The organism is Streptomyces sp. PL-29 (genome assembly GCF_058344425.1).
This window is the reverse complement of the sequence record NZ_CP136996.1, coordinates 5,389,366-5,405,608: the sequence shown is the minus strand read 5'-3', so window position 1 is coordinate 5,405,608 and position 16,243 is coordinate 5,389,366. Positions and strand designations below refer to the sequence as shown.

Here is a 16,243-nt window from a genome sequence, read left to right as displayed (position 1 = left end):
CAGCTGCAGGTGCGGTACGGGGCTCAGTCGTGCCAGGCCCCGGCCTCCTCCAGCAGCGGCTGGAGCGAGGCGAAGACGGCCGGGGTGGCGGCGAGCACCAGCTCGCCCGAGGCCGGCTCCCCCGGTCGGCCGCCGGTCACGGCGCCGGCCTCCCGGGCGATCAGGTCGCCGGCGGCCAGGTCCCAGGGGTTCAGCCCGCGCTCGTAGTAGCCGTCGAGCCGCCCTGCGGCCACGTCGCACAGGTCCAGGGCCGCCGAGCCGCCCCGCCGGATGTCCCGCACCAGCGGGATGATCCGCTGTGCCACGCCGGCCTGGTGCGCCCGCCGGGCCTGGACGTAGGCGAAGCCGGTCCCGACCAGCGCCTGGTCCAGCGGGGCCGCCGGACGGCAGGAGAGGCGGGCCGTGCCCAGCCAGGCGCCGCCGCCGAGCACGGCGTGGTAGACCTCCCCGCGCATCGGCGCCGCCACGACGCCCACCACGGTCTCGCCCCCGTACTCGGCAGCGATGGACACGCCCCAGCTCGGGAGCCCGTAGAGGTAGTTCACGGTGCCGTCCAGCGGGTCGACGACCCAGCGCACCCCGCTCGTCCCCAGGGTGTCGGCGCCTTCCTCGCCCAGCAGCCCGTCCTCGGGCCGCCGCTCGGCGAGGATGCCGGTGATCAGCTTCTCCGCGGCGATGTCCATCTCGGTCACCACGTCGATCGGGCTGGTCTTCGTGGCCGCCACCGCCAGGTCGGCCGGCCGGCCGTCGCGCAGCAGCGCTCCGGCCTGACGGGCCGCATCCATGCCGACGTCCAGCAGCTCGGCCTTCAGCTCTTCGGAGATCACGGTTCCTCTTCCTAGGCGTACGGGCTGTCCGCGCCCGCGGCGGCCGGCCGTGGGGCCCGCGCCGGGCAGCAGCCCACCGCGCACAGGTCGTGGCTCTGTCCCAGCGTGCCCACCCAGCACTCCCCGGCCGCCTCGCCCCGCTCCTTGGCGGCCCGCTCCAGCACGAGTTCGCGGACGGCCCCGGCGAAACGCGGGTCGGCGCCCACGGTCGCGGAGCGCGCGACGGGCAGGCCCAGCTCGGCGGCCTTGGCCGTGGCCTCGGTGTCCAGGTCGTACAGGACTTCCATGTGGTCGGAGACGAAGCCGATGGGGACCATGACGACGGCGGGGGCGCCCTCGGCGCGGAGGGCCTCCAGGTGGTCGCAGATGTCCGGCTCCAGCCACGGGATGTGCGGGGCACCGCTGCGGGACTGGTAGACCAGCCGCCAGGGGCGGGCGACACCGGTGCGCACCGCGACCGCGTCGGCGACGACCCGGGCGACGTCGAGGTGCTGCCGGACGTACGCGCCGCCCTCACCGCCCTCGGTGTGGTCCTCGACGGGGCCGGAGGTGTCGGCTGCGGCGGTCGGGATGGAGTGCGTGGTGAAGGCGAGGTGCGCCCCGGCGCGCACCTCCTCGGGCAGGGCGTCGAGCGAGGCCAGCACCCCGTCGATCATGGGCTCCACGAAGCCGGGGTGGTTGAAGTAGTGCCGCAGCTTGTCGACCCGCGGCGGCTCCACGCCGTCCCGCTCCAGCGCGGCCAGGGCGTCGGCCAGGTTCTCGCGGTACTGGCGGCAGCCCGAGTACGAGGCGTACGCGCTGGTGGCGAGCACGGCGATGCGTCGGCGCCCGTCGGCGGCCATCTGGCGCATCACGTCGTCCAGGTACGGGGCCCAGTTGCGGTTGCCCCAGTAGACGGGCAGGTCGAGCCCGTGTTCGGTGAAGTCCTTGTGCAGCGCGTCGAGCAGCTCGCGGTTCTGCCTGTTGATCGGGCTGACCCCGCCGAAGCCGAAGTAGTGCTGCCCGACCTCCTTGAGCCGCTCGCGCGGGATGCCGCGGCCGCGCGTGACGTTCTCCAGGAACGGCACGACGTCGTCGGGTCCTTCGGGCCCGCCGAAGGAGAGCAGCAGGAGTGCGTCGTACGGGGCGGCGGAGCCGGCGCCGTGGGTACGGAACTGGTCTGACATGCCTCGAATCCTGCCACCCGGCCCGCTCCCGGGAGAACTGCCCTGTCCGCGAGGCGGACTCCGACACAGGTAAGGTGAGCCTAAGTTCCGGTTCCCGGAAATTCTCCCGTGCGGCGCCCGGTCGACCGCCGTAATCTGTACGGGCTGATCTCGTCCCTTACGGAGGGCCCTTGCCCAGTCCCTACCGCGCGATATTCGCGGCCCCCGGCACCAAGGGATTCAGTGCCGCCGGCCTGATCGGCCGCCTGCCGATATCCATGGTCGGTGTCGGAATCCTGACCATGATCTCCGAGATCACCGGACGCTACGCGATGGCCAGCGCCCTCACCGGGACGCTCGCACTCGCCGCGGCCGTGATCGGCCCTCAGGTGTCCCGCCTGGTGGACCAGCACGGACAGCGGGCGGTCCTGCGGCCCGCCACCCTGATCTGCGTGGGCGCGGTCGCCCTCCTGCTGGTGGCCGCTGCGAACGGCTGGCCCGACTGGACCCTCTTCGTCTGCGCGGCTGTTGCCGGCTGCGTGCCCAGTGTCGGCTCGATGGTCCGGGCCCGGTGGACCACCATCTACCGCGACTCCCCGCGCGATCTGCACACCGCCTACTCCTTCGAGTCCGTCGTCGACGAGGTGTGCTTCATCTTCGGCCCGATCCTCGCCATCGGGCTGTCCACCACCTGGTTCCCCGAGGCCGGTCCACTGATCGCCGCCGTGTGCCTGCTGGTCGGCGTCTGGCTGCTCACGGCGCAGCGGTCCACCGAGCCCGCGCCGCACCCGCGCGAGGTGGACGGGGACCGCACCTCGGCCCTGCGCTCCCCCGGTCTGCAGGTCCTGGCGGCCACGTTCGTGGCGACCGGCGCAATCTTCGGTTCCATCGACGTCTCCACGCTGGCCTTCGCCGAGGAGCAGGGCCACAAGTCCGCCGCCAGCTTCATCCTGGCCATCTGGGCGGCCGGATCCTGCCTCGCGGGCATTGCCTTCGGTCTGATCCACTTCAAGGGCAGGGCCGAACCCCGCTGGGTACTGGGCATCTGTGCGATGGCCGTGAGTATGATCCCCCTCCTACTGGCCGGGAACCTTCCGTTTCTGGCCGTGGCGCTCTTCGTCTCGGGCCTCGCCATCGCTCCCACGATGATCACCACGATGGCCCTGATCGAGGCGCACGTACCACACGCGAAGCTGACCGAGGGCATGACCTGGATCAGCACCGGCCTCGCGGTCGGTATCGCGCTCGGGTCCTCCGTGACCGGCTGGGTCGTCGACGCGGCCGGCGCGCGGACCGGGTACGTCGTCTCCCTCTCGGCGGGGGCGGCCGCGGCGGCGGTTGCGTTCGCGGGATACCGCCGGCTGACGAGGCCGGCGCAAGGGGAGGAGCCAGCAACCGATGGGGACGGCGACAGCACGGAACGGCAGCACGGCGACCGCGTGGCGTAACTGGGCGGGCAACATCACCGCCACACCCGCCCGCGTGGTGACCCCGGCATCGGTCGGGGAGCTCCAGGAGGCGGTCCGCCGGGCCGCCGAGGACGGACTGCGGGTGAAGGCGGTCGGCACCGGCCACTCCTTCACCGCGGCCGCCGCGACCGACGGGGTCCTCGTCCGGCCGCAGGCCCTGGCCGGGATCCGGTCGGTCGACCGCGCCGCGGGGACCGTCACGGTCGCGGCGGGCACGGCCCTCAAGGACCTGAACCGGGCCCTCGCCGCCGAGGGCCTCTCGCTCACCAACATGGGCGACATCATGGAGCAGACGGTCTCCGGCGCCACCAGCACCGGAACCCACGGCACCGGCCGCGACTCGGCCTCCATCGCCGCCCAGATCCGCGCCCTGGAACTGGTCACCGCCGACGGCCGGCTGCTGACCTGTTCCGAGAAGGAGAATCCCGAGGTCTTCGCGGCGGCCCGGGTGGGCATCGGCGCGCTCGGCATCGTCACCGCGATCACCTTCGCGGTGGAGCCGCTCTTCTTCCTGACCGCCCGTGAGGAGCCCATGGGCTTCGACCGGGTGACCGCTGAGTTCGAGGAGCACTTCGCGGAGAACGAGCACTTCGAGTTCTACTGGTTCCCACACACCGGCAACTGCAACACCAAGCGCAACAACCGCAGCCAGGGCCCCGCCTCCCCGCCCGGACCGGTGAGTGGCTGGGTGGAGGACGAGCTGCTCTCCAACGGCCTCTTCCAGGCCGTCAACACGCTGGGCCGCGCGGTCCCGGCGACCATCCCCTCCATCGCCCGCGTGGCCAGCCGCGCCCTGTCGGCGCGCACCTACACGGACATCCCGTACAAGGTGTTCACCAGCCCGCGCCGGGTGCGGTTCGTGGAGATGGAGTACGCCCTCCCGCGCGAGGCCGTGGTCGGAGCACTGCGGGAGCTCCGGGCAATGGTGGACCGCTCGCGGCTGCGGATCAGCTTCCCGGTGGAGGTGCGGACGGCTCCGGCAGACGACATCACACTGTCGACGGCCTCCGGCCGCGACACGGCCTACATCGCGGTGCACATGTACAAGGGCACCCCGTACCAGGCCTACTTCACCGCGGCCGAGCGCATCTTCACCGCGCACGGTGGACGCCCGCACTGGGGCAAGGTGCACACCCGGGACGCGGACCACCTCTCGCGGATCTACCCGCGCTTCGGGGAGTTCACCGCACTGCGGGACCGCCTCGACCCGGACCGGGTCTTCGGCAACGACTACCTGCGGCGGGTCCTCGGGAGCTGAGGCGGGTCAGGAGGCGCTCGGTGACGGCGGCGTGCTGCCCTCGGCGCCCGGGGTCGGCACCGGGTCCGGTGCCGACGGCGTCGGGGCGGGCGCCGGTCCGTGCGTCGGCACCGACGGGCCGGGCGCCGGCTCGCCGGAGCGCGACGGCCCGGGGTCCGCGCTCGGGCTCCGGCTCCCGCCCGGACGGGAGGGGTTCGGGGAGCCGCCCGGGCCGGGGGTGTCGGCGCCGCTCCCCCGCTCGTCCTCCCCACCGGCCGGACCGCGTCGGGACGGGGCGGGGTGCTCCTCGCCGGCCTTGCGGGTTCCGCCGGAGAAGAGGGTGCCGCCGTCGCTGCTGACGGAGGTGCCTGCCATCGCCTCGTAGGTGCCGAGGCCGCCGATGGCGACGGCGAAGGCCGCGCCGGAGGCCACCGCGGTGCGCTTCCATCCGCGCATCCGGGTGCCGTGCACGGTGGGCCGCCCGAACTCCTCCGCCGCCCCGGCGTCCGCCGCCCCGGGGTCCGCCGCCCCGGGGTCCGCCGCCCCCTCCTGCCCGCGGGGCGGCGGTACCTGACGGGTCTTCGGCCGGGTGCTGCCGCGCAGCTGGTCGCCGGTACGCCGGAAGAGGTGCTGGATGACGGGTCCGCCCGCGGTGGCGACGACGCTGACCACCCCGGCGCCGAGGATGGTTCCGTAGACGCCCATCGTCGACGCGAGCAGGGCGGCCGCGACGGTGGCGAGGGAGGATCCGGCGACCTGGGCCACGCTCAGGTCGAGTTTCCTTCCCGCCGGTTCGGTCCCGGCGCCACCCGTCGTCTTCTGACCCATCGCCATCCCCTGTGTGCCCGACCTCTCGTGTCTTCTGCTCTTTCAGCAGTTACTGACAGCTGAGCGAAGGGGATAGTTCCGTTTCGGGTGATTCTGTGAAGCAGGACACCCGCGCCCGGATGACGACCGCTGGTGGGAACCGACAGCGGGCAGCCGAACACGCGCCGCCCGGGGAAAGTTCGGCGGCGCGGCGGTCTCCCCAGGTGGCCCGAATGGAGTACTGTGGCGAGCCCTGGGTCTGTCCTTCCTTTCGGTTGTCCGGATCCGGGAGAGGGGGCCGGCTGACGGAAAGCGGCACTCGAAGACCGGTGATGTCGCGACATTGCACGGGCCCTGCTGCGCACGGTAACCATGTGGTCACTGTGCGTGCCCAACAGGTAACCGTGCCATAACGGCGATCAAGGGCGCATGCCCGACACGCCGGTTTAACTCGGCAAGGTTGTGGCAGGCTGCACCCGGGCAGGCCACACTCGACTAGCGGAAGCAGCGACGCACGTGACGTCGGCAGGCACCACCCGGGAGGTCCCCATGCCCGAACTGCGTGTCGTGGCCGTCTCCAATGACGGCACACGACTGGTGCTCAAGGCTGCGGACAGCACGGAGTACACGCTTCCGATCGATGAGCGGCTTCGAGCTGCCGTACGCAACGACCGCGCACGCCTGAACCAGATCGAGATCGAGGTCGAGAGCCACCTCCGCCCCCGTGACATCCAGGCCCGGATACGAGCCGGTGCCACCGCGGAGGAGGTCGCCCAGCTCGCCGGCATCCCCGTCGACCGCGTGCGCCGCTTCGAGGGCCCGGTGCTCGCCGAACGCGCCTTCATGGCCGAGCGCGCCCGCAAGACCCCGGTGCGCCGCCCCGGCGAGAACACCGGGCCGCAGCTCGGCGAGGCCGTGCAGGAGCGGCTGACCCTGCGTGGGGCCGAGAAGGACTCCGTCCAGTGGGACTCCTGGCGCCGCGACGACGGCACCTGGGAAGTCCTCCTGGTCTACCGGGTCGTCGGCGAGCCGCATTCGGCGAGCTGGACCTACGACCCGCCGCGCCGGCTGGTCGTGGCCGTGGACGACGAGGCCCGCTCGCTCATCGGCGAGTCGGAGGACCTGCCGGCCGCGCCGGAGCCGAGCTTCCCGTTCGTCCCGAGGATCGCGCGCCTGCCGCGCGACCGGCCGCTGGATCGCACCCTGGACCGGCAGCTGGAGCGGGTCGAGCCCCGGCCGACGCCCGTCCCGGAGCCGGAGGAGGAGCGGGACACGCTGACCAGCCTGCTGGAGGCGGTACCGAGCTTCCGCGGCGACATGGTCGTGCCGGAACGCCCCGATCCGACGGACACGGAAGCAGAGGCAGAGGAGCCGCCGGCCCCGGCCGCCTCGGCGGGCGCGGGCGCCGCGTACGCCGACGTCCTGATGCCCCGTACGGTGGCGGGCCACCGCGACCGACTGACGGGCACCACCGACCGGCAGGCCGAGGCCGACGGGGTCCGGCCCGGGCGCCGTGCGGCGGTGCCGAGCTGGGACGAGATCGTCTTCGGCACCCGGCGCAAGAAGCAGGAGTAGCCCCCCGGGGCCGGGTGGCACCCGGCCCCGGGCCGGCTAGCTGGGGTCCGGACCCGTGGCCACCGGGCGGGCCGGGTCCGTGCACCAGTGCGACCAGCTGCCCGCATAGAGGTCGGACTCGATGCCGGCCACCTCCAGGGCGAGCACTTCATGGGCTCCGGAGACCCCCGATCCGCAGTACACGCCCACCGCGGTCCCTTCGGAGGCCCCGAGCGCCTCGAACCGGGCCCGCAGCGCGTCCGCCGGCAGGAAGCGGCCGTCGGGACCCACGTTCTCGGTGGTCGGGGCCGACAGCGCGCCGGGGATGTGCCCGCCCACCGGGTCGATCGGCTCGACCTCGCCGCGGTACCTCTCCCCCGCACGGGCGTCCAGGAGCACGCCCTCGCGCGCCCGCTCCGCCGCCGCGTCGGCGTCGAGCAGCCCGAGCGATCCGGGGGTTGGCTTGAAATCGCCCTCGTCCGGAATCACCCGTTCGGCGGTGAGCCCGCCTCCCGCCGCCGTCCACGCGGCCAGGCCCCCGTCCAGGACTCGCACGTTCGGGTGACCCGTCCAGCGCAAGAGCCACCACGCGCGGGCCGCCGCCCAGCCCTGCCCGCCGTCGTACACGACCACAGGCACGTCCGCGCAGACCCCGGCCCTGCGCATCGCCGCGCCGAAGGCCTCCGCGTCCGGGAGCGGGTGGCGCCCTCCCGCCCCGGCCGGACCTGCCAGTTCACGGTCGAGGTCGACGTACGCGGCGCCCGGCAGGTGCCCGGCCTCATACGCGGGCCGCTGGTCGGGGCCGCCGAGCTGCCAGCGGACGTCCAGCAGGATCGGCGGCCGGGCACCCGCCAGCTCGTTCCTCAGTTCGGCAACGGAAAGGATCGCAGTCTTCGCACTCATGGCGGCCATCTTCCTCCCCGCCCGGCACCGGCGTCACAGGACCGTCATCAGCGGGGCACCCGGTTCCGGTCAACTCCGTTCCGGACCACCGGAATGCGGCGCGGTCGGGGAGCGCCGGGTCCGCCGGAGTGGAACCATCAGCACCGGTGACGGCACGACGGAGGAGACGGCAGACATGACCGAGGCAGCGGAAGCGACCCGGCGCACCCCCGGCACCCCGTGCTGGGTGAGTCTCATGGTGCACGGCCTCGGGAGCACCGAGGACTTCTACGCCGACCTGTTCGGATGGGAGTACGTGCCCGGGCCCGAGCAGCTCGGGCCGTACGTCCGTGCCGTGCTGGACGGACACGAAGTGGCCGGGATCGGCGAGATGCCGCCGGACGGCCATCTTCCGACGGCGTGGACCACATACCTGGCCACGGACGACGCGGACGCCAGCGCCGAATCCGTCCGGGCCTGCGGCGGCACGGTCGCGGTGGGGCCGCTGGACGCCGGCGTCGCGGGGCGGGTGGCCATCTGCTCGGACCCGCTGGGGGCGGTCTTCGGGCTGTGGCAGGCGCAGGACCACCTGGGCGCCCGGCCGCACGGCGGGCCGGGTACCCCCGTCTGGCACGAGCTGATCACCCAGGACACCTCGACGGTCGGCAAGTTCTACGAGCACGTCTTCGGCCACGAGGCGCAGACCCACGTCACCGCCTCGGACGACTTCGACCACCTCACCCTGAACCTGGCGGGCCGGCCCGTCGCCGCCGTACACGGCGTGGGCCGTTCGCTGCCGCACGACCGGGGGCCGCACTGGCTGGCCTATTTCGAGGTGGCGGACACCGACGCGGCCGCGAGCCGGGTCGAGGAGCTCGGCGGGCGCGTCGTCGAGCCGCCCCGGGAGGGCATGCGCGGGCGGCAGGCCACGGTCACGGACCCGGAGGGGGCGGTCTTCGCCCTTGTACGCTCGCGGCCCTGAGCGCCGCCGCTGCGGGAGTCAGCCGGCGGGCTGTGCCGGCGGCCGCCCGAAGTGCCGTGCGGTGGGAACCAGTGCAGCCGCCGCGGGGACCAGGAAGCAGGCCGCGGAGCAGACGCCGAGGACCGGGGTCGCCCCGAAGACCTCGATGGCCGGGGCGATGAGCGCCAGGCCCACCGGGGCCAGGCCGTAGGACACGAGGAAGTCCAGCGAGGAGACCCGGGCAAGCTTGTCCGGGGCGACTTCGCGCTGGGTGGCGGTGAACCAGGGCACGTTGAACAGCTCGATGCCGATCCCGGCGATCGCGTAGGCGCCGACGACCACGCCCGGGTGGACCGGGAGCACCAGGCTCAGCGGCGCGAAGCCGTAGGCCGCCAGGCCCGCGAAAGCGGCCCAGCCCTGGGAGCGCGGCCGGAAGCGGGCGGTGACCAGGGCCCCGCCGAGCGCGCCGACCGTGTAGGCGGTCATGGCGGCGGCCAGCACCCACTCGGTGCCGTAGCGGTCACGGCTGATCAGGGGCAGGGCGACGCTGGTGGCGGAGTAGCCGAGCGCGATCACGGCGACCAGGCCTGCGAGTCCCGCGAGGAACCAGGGGTGGCGGCGGGCCTCGCGTATGCCGTCGACGAACTCGGCGCGCAGCGAGGCGCGCTGCGGCCGGTCCGCGTCCGGGGCGCCGGACGCGGACCCCCGGCCCGGCAGGAGCGCGGCGACCAGCCAGAGCAGGCCGATGCCGAGCAGCAGGGTCGCGACATCGGTGAAGGCCGCGAGCAGCGCGGTCAGGGCCGGCCCGGCCAGTGTGGAGGCGCGCACGGCCAGGGTCGTCGCGGCGTTGGCCTGCTGCCTGCGGCCGGCGTCGACGACCTCGGCCGTGAGTGCCTGGAAGGCGGGGCGGCAGGCTCCCTGCCCGGCGCCGGCCAGGGCTGCGGCCGCGGTCATCAGCAGCAGGGAGCGCCCCAGTCCGGCGGCGAGGAGGGGCGCGGCGGCCGCGGCGGCCAGGGCCGACCACAGGACGACGGCCCGCCGGGAGTGGCGGTCGGCCAGCACCCCGCCGACGGCCACGGCGGCGAGGAAGCCGGCGGTGCGCGCCGCGAGGACGAGGCCGAGGCCGGCCGCGCCCAGTTCGCGCTCCAGGACCGCGAGGCCCAGTACGAAGGGCAGAGCCCAGGTCGCGAGCCCGGAGGCGGTGGTGCCGGCCCACAGGCGCAGGAAGGCGACGTCGCGCAGGACGGAACGCGTCTGCTGTGGACGGCTCCTGGGCTCCGTGGGGGCAGGTGTGGTCGCCACGATGTGGTGCTCCTCATCCATTAATGAAAACGATAACCATTACAGTACTCTGTGGACGCGGCACTCCTGCCCGGTGCACGCCCCTGCCCCCATCCACGCCCCCCCTGACGGAGGACCCATGCGCCATCGCACCCGAACCGGCCTCGCCCTGACCCTCGTTCTCGCATCCGCGGCCGCCGCCGGCTGCTCGGCCGGCGGCGGCACGGACCGCAGGGCGGAGGGCACGCCCTCCGCCCCTACCACCGTCACCAGTTGCGGCGGACGGCTGTCCTTCGACGGACCCCCGAAGCGCACCGTCGCCCTGGACCAGTCCTCCACCGAGACCCTGCTGGAACTGGGCCTCCACGACCGGATGGCCGGAACCGCCAATCTCAAGACGAAGATCCCCGCGCAGTACCGGGACGCGTACGCGAAGGTCCCGGTCATCGCCCCCAAGATCGCGACGGGTGAGCAACTGCGTGCCGCCACACCGGATTTCGTCGTGGCCGGCTCCACCGACCTCTACACGAAGGACCGGGCGGGCACCCGGGAGGAGCTGGCGGCCCTGAAGGTCCCCGCCTTCGTCAGCGCCGTGGACTGCCCCCAGCACAACGAGCCCGGGAAGTCCCCCTTCGAACTGCTCTTCTCCGACTACGAGGCGCTGGGCCGGATCTTCGGCGCCGAGGAACGGGCCGCCGCCCTCGCCCGGGAACAGCGGGCCGCCGTCGCCGAGGCCGGCCGGAGCGCCGCCGGCGCGGCCGGGGCCGGGAAGCAACCCACCGTCGTCTACCTCTACTCGGTCTTCAACGGCATGCCGTACGTCGCCGGGCGGACCGGACTGCCCAGCGAGATGAGCCGGATCGTCGGCGCGAAGAACGCCTTCGACGACGTGGAGGAGGACTGGCCTGAGGTGTCCTGGGAGGAAGTCGCCAGGCGCGAACCGGACTTCATCGTGATCGGCGACCTGTCCGAACGCGGCCGGCCCGGTGACAGCGCCGCGGAGAAGCGCAGGGCGATGGCGGAGGACCCGGTGGTGTCCCGGCTGGCGGCGGTGCGCGGCAACCGGATCGTCGAGGTGCCCGGCATCGAGCTGGACCCCTCCGTGCGCTCCGTGCACGCGCTGGGCCTGCTGGCGGGCGCGATGAAGGACCTCGGATATGCCCGCTGACGTGGCCGGCCGGGCCGGACCGGCGGGACCGGCTGTGGCGAAGGGCCTGTCGACGGGCGCGTGCGCCGACCTGCTGCACCCCTCGGCCCGCACGCCGGGGACGGCCGCCACCGCGCCGGCCCCGGCGCCCGCGGCGTCCCCCCGCGGGCCCGCGCGGGCCGGACCGCTCCTCGCCTCGGCGCTCGTCCTGGCCGTCTCGGTGGCGGCCGCCACCGGTGTCGGCACCGCCGAGGTGGGGTGGACCGACCTGGCCCGGGTGCTCGGGTCGCGGCTCGGGCTGGACGTCGAGGCTCTGCCGCCGCTGCTGGACTCGCTCGTGTGGGACCTGCGGCTGCCGCGGGTCCTGATGGCGGCCCTGGTCGGTGCCTCGCTGGCGGTCTGCGGCACGGTGCTCCAGGCGGTCACGCGCAACGCGCTCGCCGACCCGTACCTGCTCGGGGTCTCCTCGGGTGCCGGAGCAGGCGCGGTCGCCGTGGTCGTCCTCGGTGCGGGCGCGGGCACCCTCGGGATCACCGGCGGCGCGCTCGCCGGGGCGCTGCTCGCCTTCGCGGGCCTGCTGCTCCTGCTGCGCCGCACCGGGCTGGACTCGGTCCGCATCGTGCTGACCGGCGTGGTCGTCGGCCAGCTCTTCACCGCGCTGACCTCGCTCGCCCTGATGGCCTCGGCCGACGCCGACACCACCCGCGCCGTCACCCACTGGCTGCTGGGCTCGCTGGCCCCGGCCCGCTGGGACGCCGTGCTGGTCTGCGCGGTCGTCACGCCCCTGGGGCTGGCCGCAGCCTGGCTGTGCGCGAACGCCCTCGACGGGCTCGCCTTCGGCGCGGACACCGCCGCCTCCCTGGGGATCGGCGTACGGCGCACCCGGATGCTGCTGCTCGTGGTGACGGCCGCGCTCACCTCGGTCGCGGTGGCCACCGTCGGCGCCATCGGTTTCGTGGGGCTGATCGTGCCGCACGGGGTGCGCTTCCTGGCCGGACCGCTGCACCGGGCGCTGCTGCCGCATGCGGCGCTCGCGGGCGCGGTGTTCCTGGTGTGGACCGACGCCCTGGCGCGGGTGGCCTTCGCCCCCCGGGAGGTGCCCGTCGGTGTGATCACCGCGCTCATCGGCGTCCCGCTGTTCCTGCTCGTCCTGCGCCGGAGGGGGGAGCTGTGAGGATCAGCGCCGAGGGGCTGAGCTGGTCGGTGTCGGGCACTCCCGTCGTCCGCGGGATCGGACTGGACATCGCACCAGGGGAGACCGTGGGGCTGCTCGGCGCCAACGGCTCGGGCAAGTCCTCGCTGCTGCGCTGCCTGGCAGGGCTGCGGGTGCCGGACGCGGGCACGGTCCGCTACGACGGCGTGCCCGTGGGGGACCTCGGCCCCCGGGCGATCGCCCGCCGGGTCGCCTTCGTCGCCCAGGACTCCGGCCTCGACACCGACCTGCGCGTCGCCGACGTCGTCGGGCTGGGCCGGACCCCCTTCCGCGACCGCTGGCGCGGCCCGGACGCGCACGACCGGGCCGTGGTCGCCGCCGCGCTCGACCGCGTCGGACTCGGCGCGCTCGCCGGGCGCCCCTGGCGGAACCTGTCCGGCGGCGAGCGTCAACGGGCCCACATCGCCCGCGCCTTCGCCCAGCAGCCCTATGCACTGCTCCTCGACGAACCCACCAACCACCTCGACGTGAAACATCAGTTGGAACTGATGGAGCTGCTCGCCGCCACCGACCAGACGGTCCTCGTCGCCCTGCACGACCTGACCCTGGCCGCCCGCCACTGCGACCGGCTGCTGCTCGTGCACGACGGCGCGCTGGTCGCCTCCGGCGCCCCCGACACCGTCCTGACCTCCGAGAACCTCGCCCGGGTCTTCGAGGTGGACGCCGAACTCCGCACCGACGCCCTGGGCCGGCCGTCGGTCACCTACCACGGTCCCCTCCGCGGCACCGCTCCCGCCTCCCCGTCCGCTCTCCGACAAGGAACCCCATGACGACACCGACGCGACCCCAGCCCCAGCCCCAGCCCCGGCCCGAGCCCCGCCCCCTGAGGACCCCCGCTCCCGGGCCCGCAGCCGCACCGGCGGCCTCCGTCGACGCCCTGATCGAGGCCGTGCTGGCCGGCGAACACGGCCCGCAGCCCGGCGGGCTGGTGGCGACCAGCGTGTTCTGGATCCACCACGGAACCCGGCTGGCCGGCGGCGACACCACCTACCTCAATCAGTACGTCCTGGTCCGCCTCGGCGGCTCCTTCGGCGGCTGCGCCTTCGAGGCCGGCGAAATCGACCCGGCGGTCTGCCACGACGCCTCCGGCGCTCCGCTCGACGTCCTGCTGCGCGAGGCGCCGCACCCGCTGCGGATCGCCGCGCTCGACGCCTACCTGGCCGGGCGGCGCCCGCACCGCGACTCCGGCGCGGAGGCGGTCACCCTGCCCGCCGGCACCCCCGAGGTGCGCGCGCTGGCCCGCGACGCGGCGATCGCCGGGCTGCTGGACATCGACCGCGGCGCCGCGGTCGGCCTCATCGGCGTGGTGAACCCGCTGATCGCGGCGATCCGCGAGCGCGGCGGCGAACCGCTGCCCTGCGACTTCAACCTCAGGACCACCCAGTGGGGCGACCCGGTCACCAGCGATATGCACGAGGTCCTGGAGCGCGCCGACGCCGTCGTCGCCACCGGCATGACCCTGAGCAACGGCTCCTTCGACGTCATCCTGGACCGCTGCCGCACCCGCGGAATCCCGCTCGTCGTCTACGCCCAGAGCGGCAGCGCCGTGGCCCGTGCCTTCCTCGGTGCCGGGGTGACCGCCCTGTCCGCCGAGCCGTTCCCCTTCTCCCAGTTCAGCGCCGACCCGACCACGCTGTACCGCTACCGGACGGCGGCCCCGGCGTGATCCCGGCGACCGGCCGCGACTCCCCCGCCGCCGACCGCCACGGAGCCGGGCACGCGCCCTGCCACCACGGCGAGATCCTCCAGGGCGTCTTCCTCGACGCCGCCGGGCGCCGCTGCGCCGGCCTGGTCACCCTGCCCATGGGCGGCCCGGGGAGCCGGGCCGCGTTCACCCGGCGGCCCGGCACCCCGCCGGAGCGGCTGGGCGTGCGGCCCGGCGACCGTACGAAGGCCGCGCGCGCGGCGGCCCTGGCCGTCGAGGAGTGCTCCCGGCGGTGCGGCGAGCCGCCCTGTGGCGGGGAGCTGCGGCTCTCCGGAGACATCCCGGTGGGGCTGGGCATGGGCAGTTCCACCAGCGACGTCATCGCGGCGGTCCGCGCGGTGGCGGACTCCTACGGGATGCGGCTGCCGGCCGCCGCCGTCGCCCGGCTCGCGGTCCGCGCCGAGCTGGCCTGCGACCCCCTGATGCTCGACACCCGCCCGGTGCTGTTCGCCCAGCGCGAGGGGCGGGTGCTGGAGGTGCTCGGTCACCGCCTGCCGCCCCTCGTGGTCGTGGGCTGCGCGCTCGGCGGGGGCGCGCCCGTGGACACCCTCTCGCTCCCGGCCCGGGCGCTCGACGACCACGACGTACGCGCCTTCGAGCGGCTGCGGGTGCTGCTGCGGCGGGCCGTGGCCACCGGCGACGCCGCCCTGCTCGGCCGGGTGGCGACGGCGAGCGCCCGGCGCGGGCAACGGCTCCTGCGCCACCCGGAGTTCGACGCACTCGTCGGCATCGCCGGGCGGCTGGAGGCCGTAGGGGTCCAGATCGCGCACAGCGGCGCGGTCGCCGGGCTGCTGCTGGATGCGGCCGCCCCGGGGCTGCGCCACCGGATCCGCGGCTGCGTGCGGGCCCTGGAGAGCGACGGCATCCCCGTCACCCGCACGTTCACGACCTTCCCGGCCTCTCCCGGCTGCTCCGCCCCGCCAGGCCGGGCGGACCGGGCGGACCCGGCGGACCGGCCAGACCTTCCGAACTTCCCGACGACCAAGGAGTCCCCGAGTGGACCAGCACATCGCGGAGGCCATCGGCCGACCGGACCTGATACGCCTCGACGACCGGCTCGTCTGCCTGCGCTTTGAGACCATGAAGGTGGTCTCCGCCCTCGCCGCGGTCCGCCACCTTCTCGACACGGGAGCGGTGCGGCCCGGCGACACCCTGCTGGACAGCTCCAGCGGGATCTACGCGTACGCCCTCGCGCTGGCCTGCCACCGGCACGGCATGCGCTGCCACATCGTCGGCTCGACGACGGTCGACCGCACCCTGCGCACCCAACTCGCCGTCCTCGGCGCGACCCTGGAGCAGATGGAGCCCTGCAGCGACCTGAAACTGGACCAGAAGCGGCGCGTCGAGCGCGTACACGAGATCCTCGCCGAACATCCCGGCCACCACTGGATGCGGCAGTACCACGACGACGTCCACTACCTGGGCTACCGGGCCGTGGCCGACCTGATCCGCCGGTCGGCGCGCGGTGCGGAACTCACCGTCGTCGGCGGGGTCGGCTCGGGGGCGTCGACCGGAGCCCTCGCCCACTACCTGCGCGAGGAGGCGCCCGGTACCGAGCTGGTCGGCGTACAGCCCTTCGGCAGCGTCACCTTCGGTGCGGAGCACGTCGCCGACCCTGAGATCATCATCGCGGGCATCGGCAGCTCCATCCCCTTCGGCAACGTCCGCCATGCGTCCTACGACGCGCTCCACTGGATCTCGTTCGACGCCGCCCTCGCCGGCGGCGTCGACCTGCTGCGCCGGCACGCGGTGTTCGCCGGGCTGTCCAGCGGGGCCGGCTACCTCGCCGCCCGCTGGGAGCGCGACCGCTCGCCCGGTCGCACGGTCCTCTTCGTCGCCGCCGACACCGGTCACCGCTACGTGGACACCGTGTACGCACGGCACCGCGAGGCCGTCCCCATCGGCTCGCTGGCTCCCCGCCAGGTCACCGGCCGGGAGGAACTGGCCCTGCCCTGGTCCCGGATGGACTGGAACCGGGCGGACGCCCCCGCGTAGGGATGCGGCGGGCTGCGGAC

The 16,243-nt window shown here is 74.3% G+C and carries 15 protein-coding genes; 10 read left to right on the top strand and 5 right to left on the bottom strand.

All coding sequences use genetic code 11. The features are described 5' to 3' along the window. Positions 1–23: 23 nt before the first annotated feature. The gene (locus tag R4Z63_RS24875) at positions 24–827 is read right to left on the bottom strand and encodes an inositol monophosphatase family protein (protein ID WP_384455873.1); all 804 of its coding nucleotides are present in this window, start codon (positions 825–827) and stop codon (positions 24–26) included. 11 nt (positions 828–838) lie between these two features. Further along, the gene (locus R4Z63_RS24870; RefSeq protein WP_384455876.1) at positions 839–1,993 is read right to left on the bottom strand and encodes a ferrochelatase; all 1,155 of its coding nucleotides are present in this window, start codon (positions 1,991–1,993) and stop codon (positions 839–841) included. A 170-nt stretch (positions 1,994–2,163) separates the two neighbouring features. Between R4Z63_RS24870 and R4Z63_RS24865 the strand changes: the two genes are divergently transcribed. After that, positions 2,164–3,420, top strand: coding sequence for an MFS transporter (locus R4Z63_RS24865; protein WP_384455879.1), 1,257 nt, complete (start codon positions 2,164–2,166; stop codon positions 3,418–3,420). After that, positions 3,371–4,699, top strand: coding sequence for a D-arabinono-1,4-lactone oxidase (locus R4Z63_RS24860; protein ID WP_384455882.1), 1,329 nt, complete (start codon positions 3,371–3,373; stop codon positions 4,697–4,699). Before R4Z63_RS24865 ends, R4Z63_RS24860 begins: the two co-directional genes overlap by 50 nt. A 6-nt stretch (positions 4,700–4,705) precedes the next feature. Here the strand turns inward: R4Z63_RS24860 and R4Z63_RS24855 are convergent, their stop codons facing one another. Further along, complete coding sequence (locus R4Z63_RS24855) at positions 4,706–5,506, bottom strand: hypothetical protein (RefSeq protein ID WP_384455885.1); 801 nt, start codon at positions 5,504–5,506, stop codon at positions 4,706–4,708. Positions 5,507–6,034: 528 nt separating this feature from the next. Between R4Z63_RS24855 and sepH the strand changes: the two genes are divergently transcribed. Next, a complete protein-coding gene (gene sepH / locus R4Z63_RS24850) occupies positions 6,035–7,060 on the top strand; it encodes a septation protein SepH (protein ID WP_037929652.1) in 1,026 nt (341 codons plus the stop codon). Between the two features lie 36 nt (positions 7,061–7,096). On the opposite strand, the gene R4Z63_RS24845 is transcribed toward sepH, so the two are convergent. Then, positions 7,097–7,942 (bottom strand): sulfurtransferase, encoded by an 846-nt coding sequence (locus tag R4Z63_RS24845; RefSeq protein ID WP_384455889.1) that lies wholly within the window; start codon positions 7,940–7,942, stop codon positions 7,097–7,099. A 175-nt stretch (positions 7,943–8,117) separates the two neighbouring features. On the opposite strand from R4Z63_RS24845, the gene R4Z63_RS24840 reads away from it, so the two are divergent. Beyond that, positions 8,118–8,903, top strand: a complete 786-nt coding sequence (locus R4Z63_RS24840; RefSeq protein WP_384455892.1) for a VOC family protein — start codon at positions 8,118–8,120, stop codon at positions 8,901–8,903. A gap of 18 nt (positions 8,904–8,921) precedes the next feature. Here R4Z63_RS24840 and R4Z63_RS24835 read toward each other — a convergent pair whose 3' ends face one another. After that, positions 8,922–10,205, bottom strand: a complete 1,284-nt coding sequence (locus R4Z63_RS24835) for an MFS transporter (protein WP_384455895.1) — start codon at positions 10,203–10,205, stop codon at positions 8,922–8,924. Between the two features lie 97 nt (positions 10,206–10,302). Here R4Z63_RS24835 and R4Z63_RS24830 point away from each other — a divergent pair, with 97 nt between their 5' ends. Genes R4Z63_RS24830 through R4Z63_RS24805 form a run of 6 tightly spaced genes read left to right on the top strand, consistent with a single transcriptional unit; the run spans position 10,303 to position 16,223 of the window. Further along, positions 10,303–11,331, top strand: a complete 1,029-nt coding sequence (locus tag R4Z63_RS24830) for an ABC transporter substrate-binding protein (RefSeq protein WP_384455897.1) — start codon at positions 10,303–10,305, stop codon at positions 11,329–11,331. Beyond that, positions 11,321–12,484, top strand: a complete 1,164-nt coding sequence (locus R4Z63_RS24825; protein ID WP_384455900.1) for a FecCD family ABC transporter permease — start codon at positions 11,321–11,323, stop codon at positions 12,482–12,484. Before R4Z63_RS24830 ends, R4Z63_RS24825 begins: the two co-directional genes overlap by 11 nt. After that, positions 12,481–13,293, top strand: a complete 813-nt coding sequence (locus R4Z63_RS24820) for an ABC transporter ATP-binding protein (protein WP_384455903.1) — start codon at positions 12,481–12,483, stop codon at positions 13,291–13,293. Before R4Z63_RS24825 ends, R4Z63_RS24820 begins: the two co-directional genes overlap by 4 nt. Then, positions 13,290–14,189 carry a Rossmann-like domain-containing protein gene (locus tag R4Z63_RS24815; RefSeq protein WP_384455906.1) on the top strand — a complete coding sequence of 300 codons (900 nt, stop codon included), beginning with the start codon at positions 13,290–13,292 and terminating at the stop codon, positions 14,187–14,189. The genes R4Z63_RS24820 and R4Z63_RS24815 overlap by 4 nt, the downstream gene beginning before the upstream one ends. Next, positions 14,186–15,304 carry a GHMP family kinase ATP-binding protein gene (locus R4Z63_RS24810; protein WP_384455909.1) on the top strand — a complete coding sequence of 373 codons (1,119 nt, stop codon included), beginning with the start codon at positions 14,186–14,188 and terminating at the stop codon, positions 15,302–15,304. Before R4Z63_RS24815 ends, R4Z63_RS24810 begins: the two co-directional genes overlap by 4 nt. After that, positions 15,225–16,223, top strand: a complete 999-nt coding sequence (locus R4Z63_RS24805) for a pyridoxal-phosphate dependent enzyme (RefSeq protein ID WP_384455912.1) — start codon at positions 15,225–15,227, stop codon at positions 16,221–16,223. Before R4Z63_RS24810 ends, R4Z63_RS24805 begins: the two co-directional genes overlap by 80 nt. Positions 16,224–16,243: the final 20 nt, after the last annotated feature.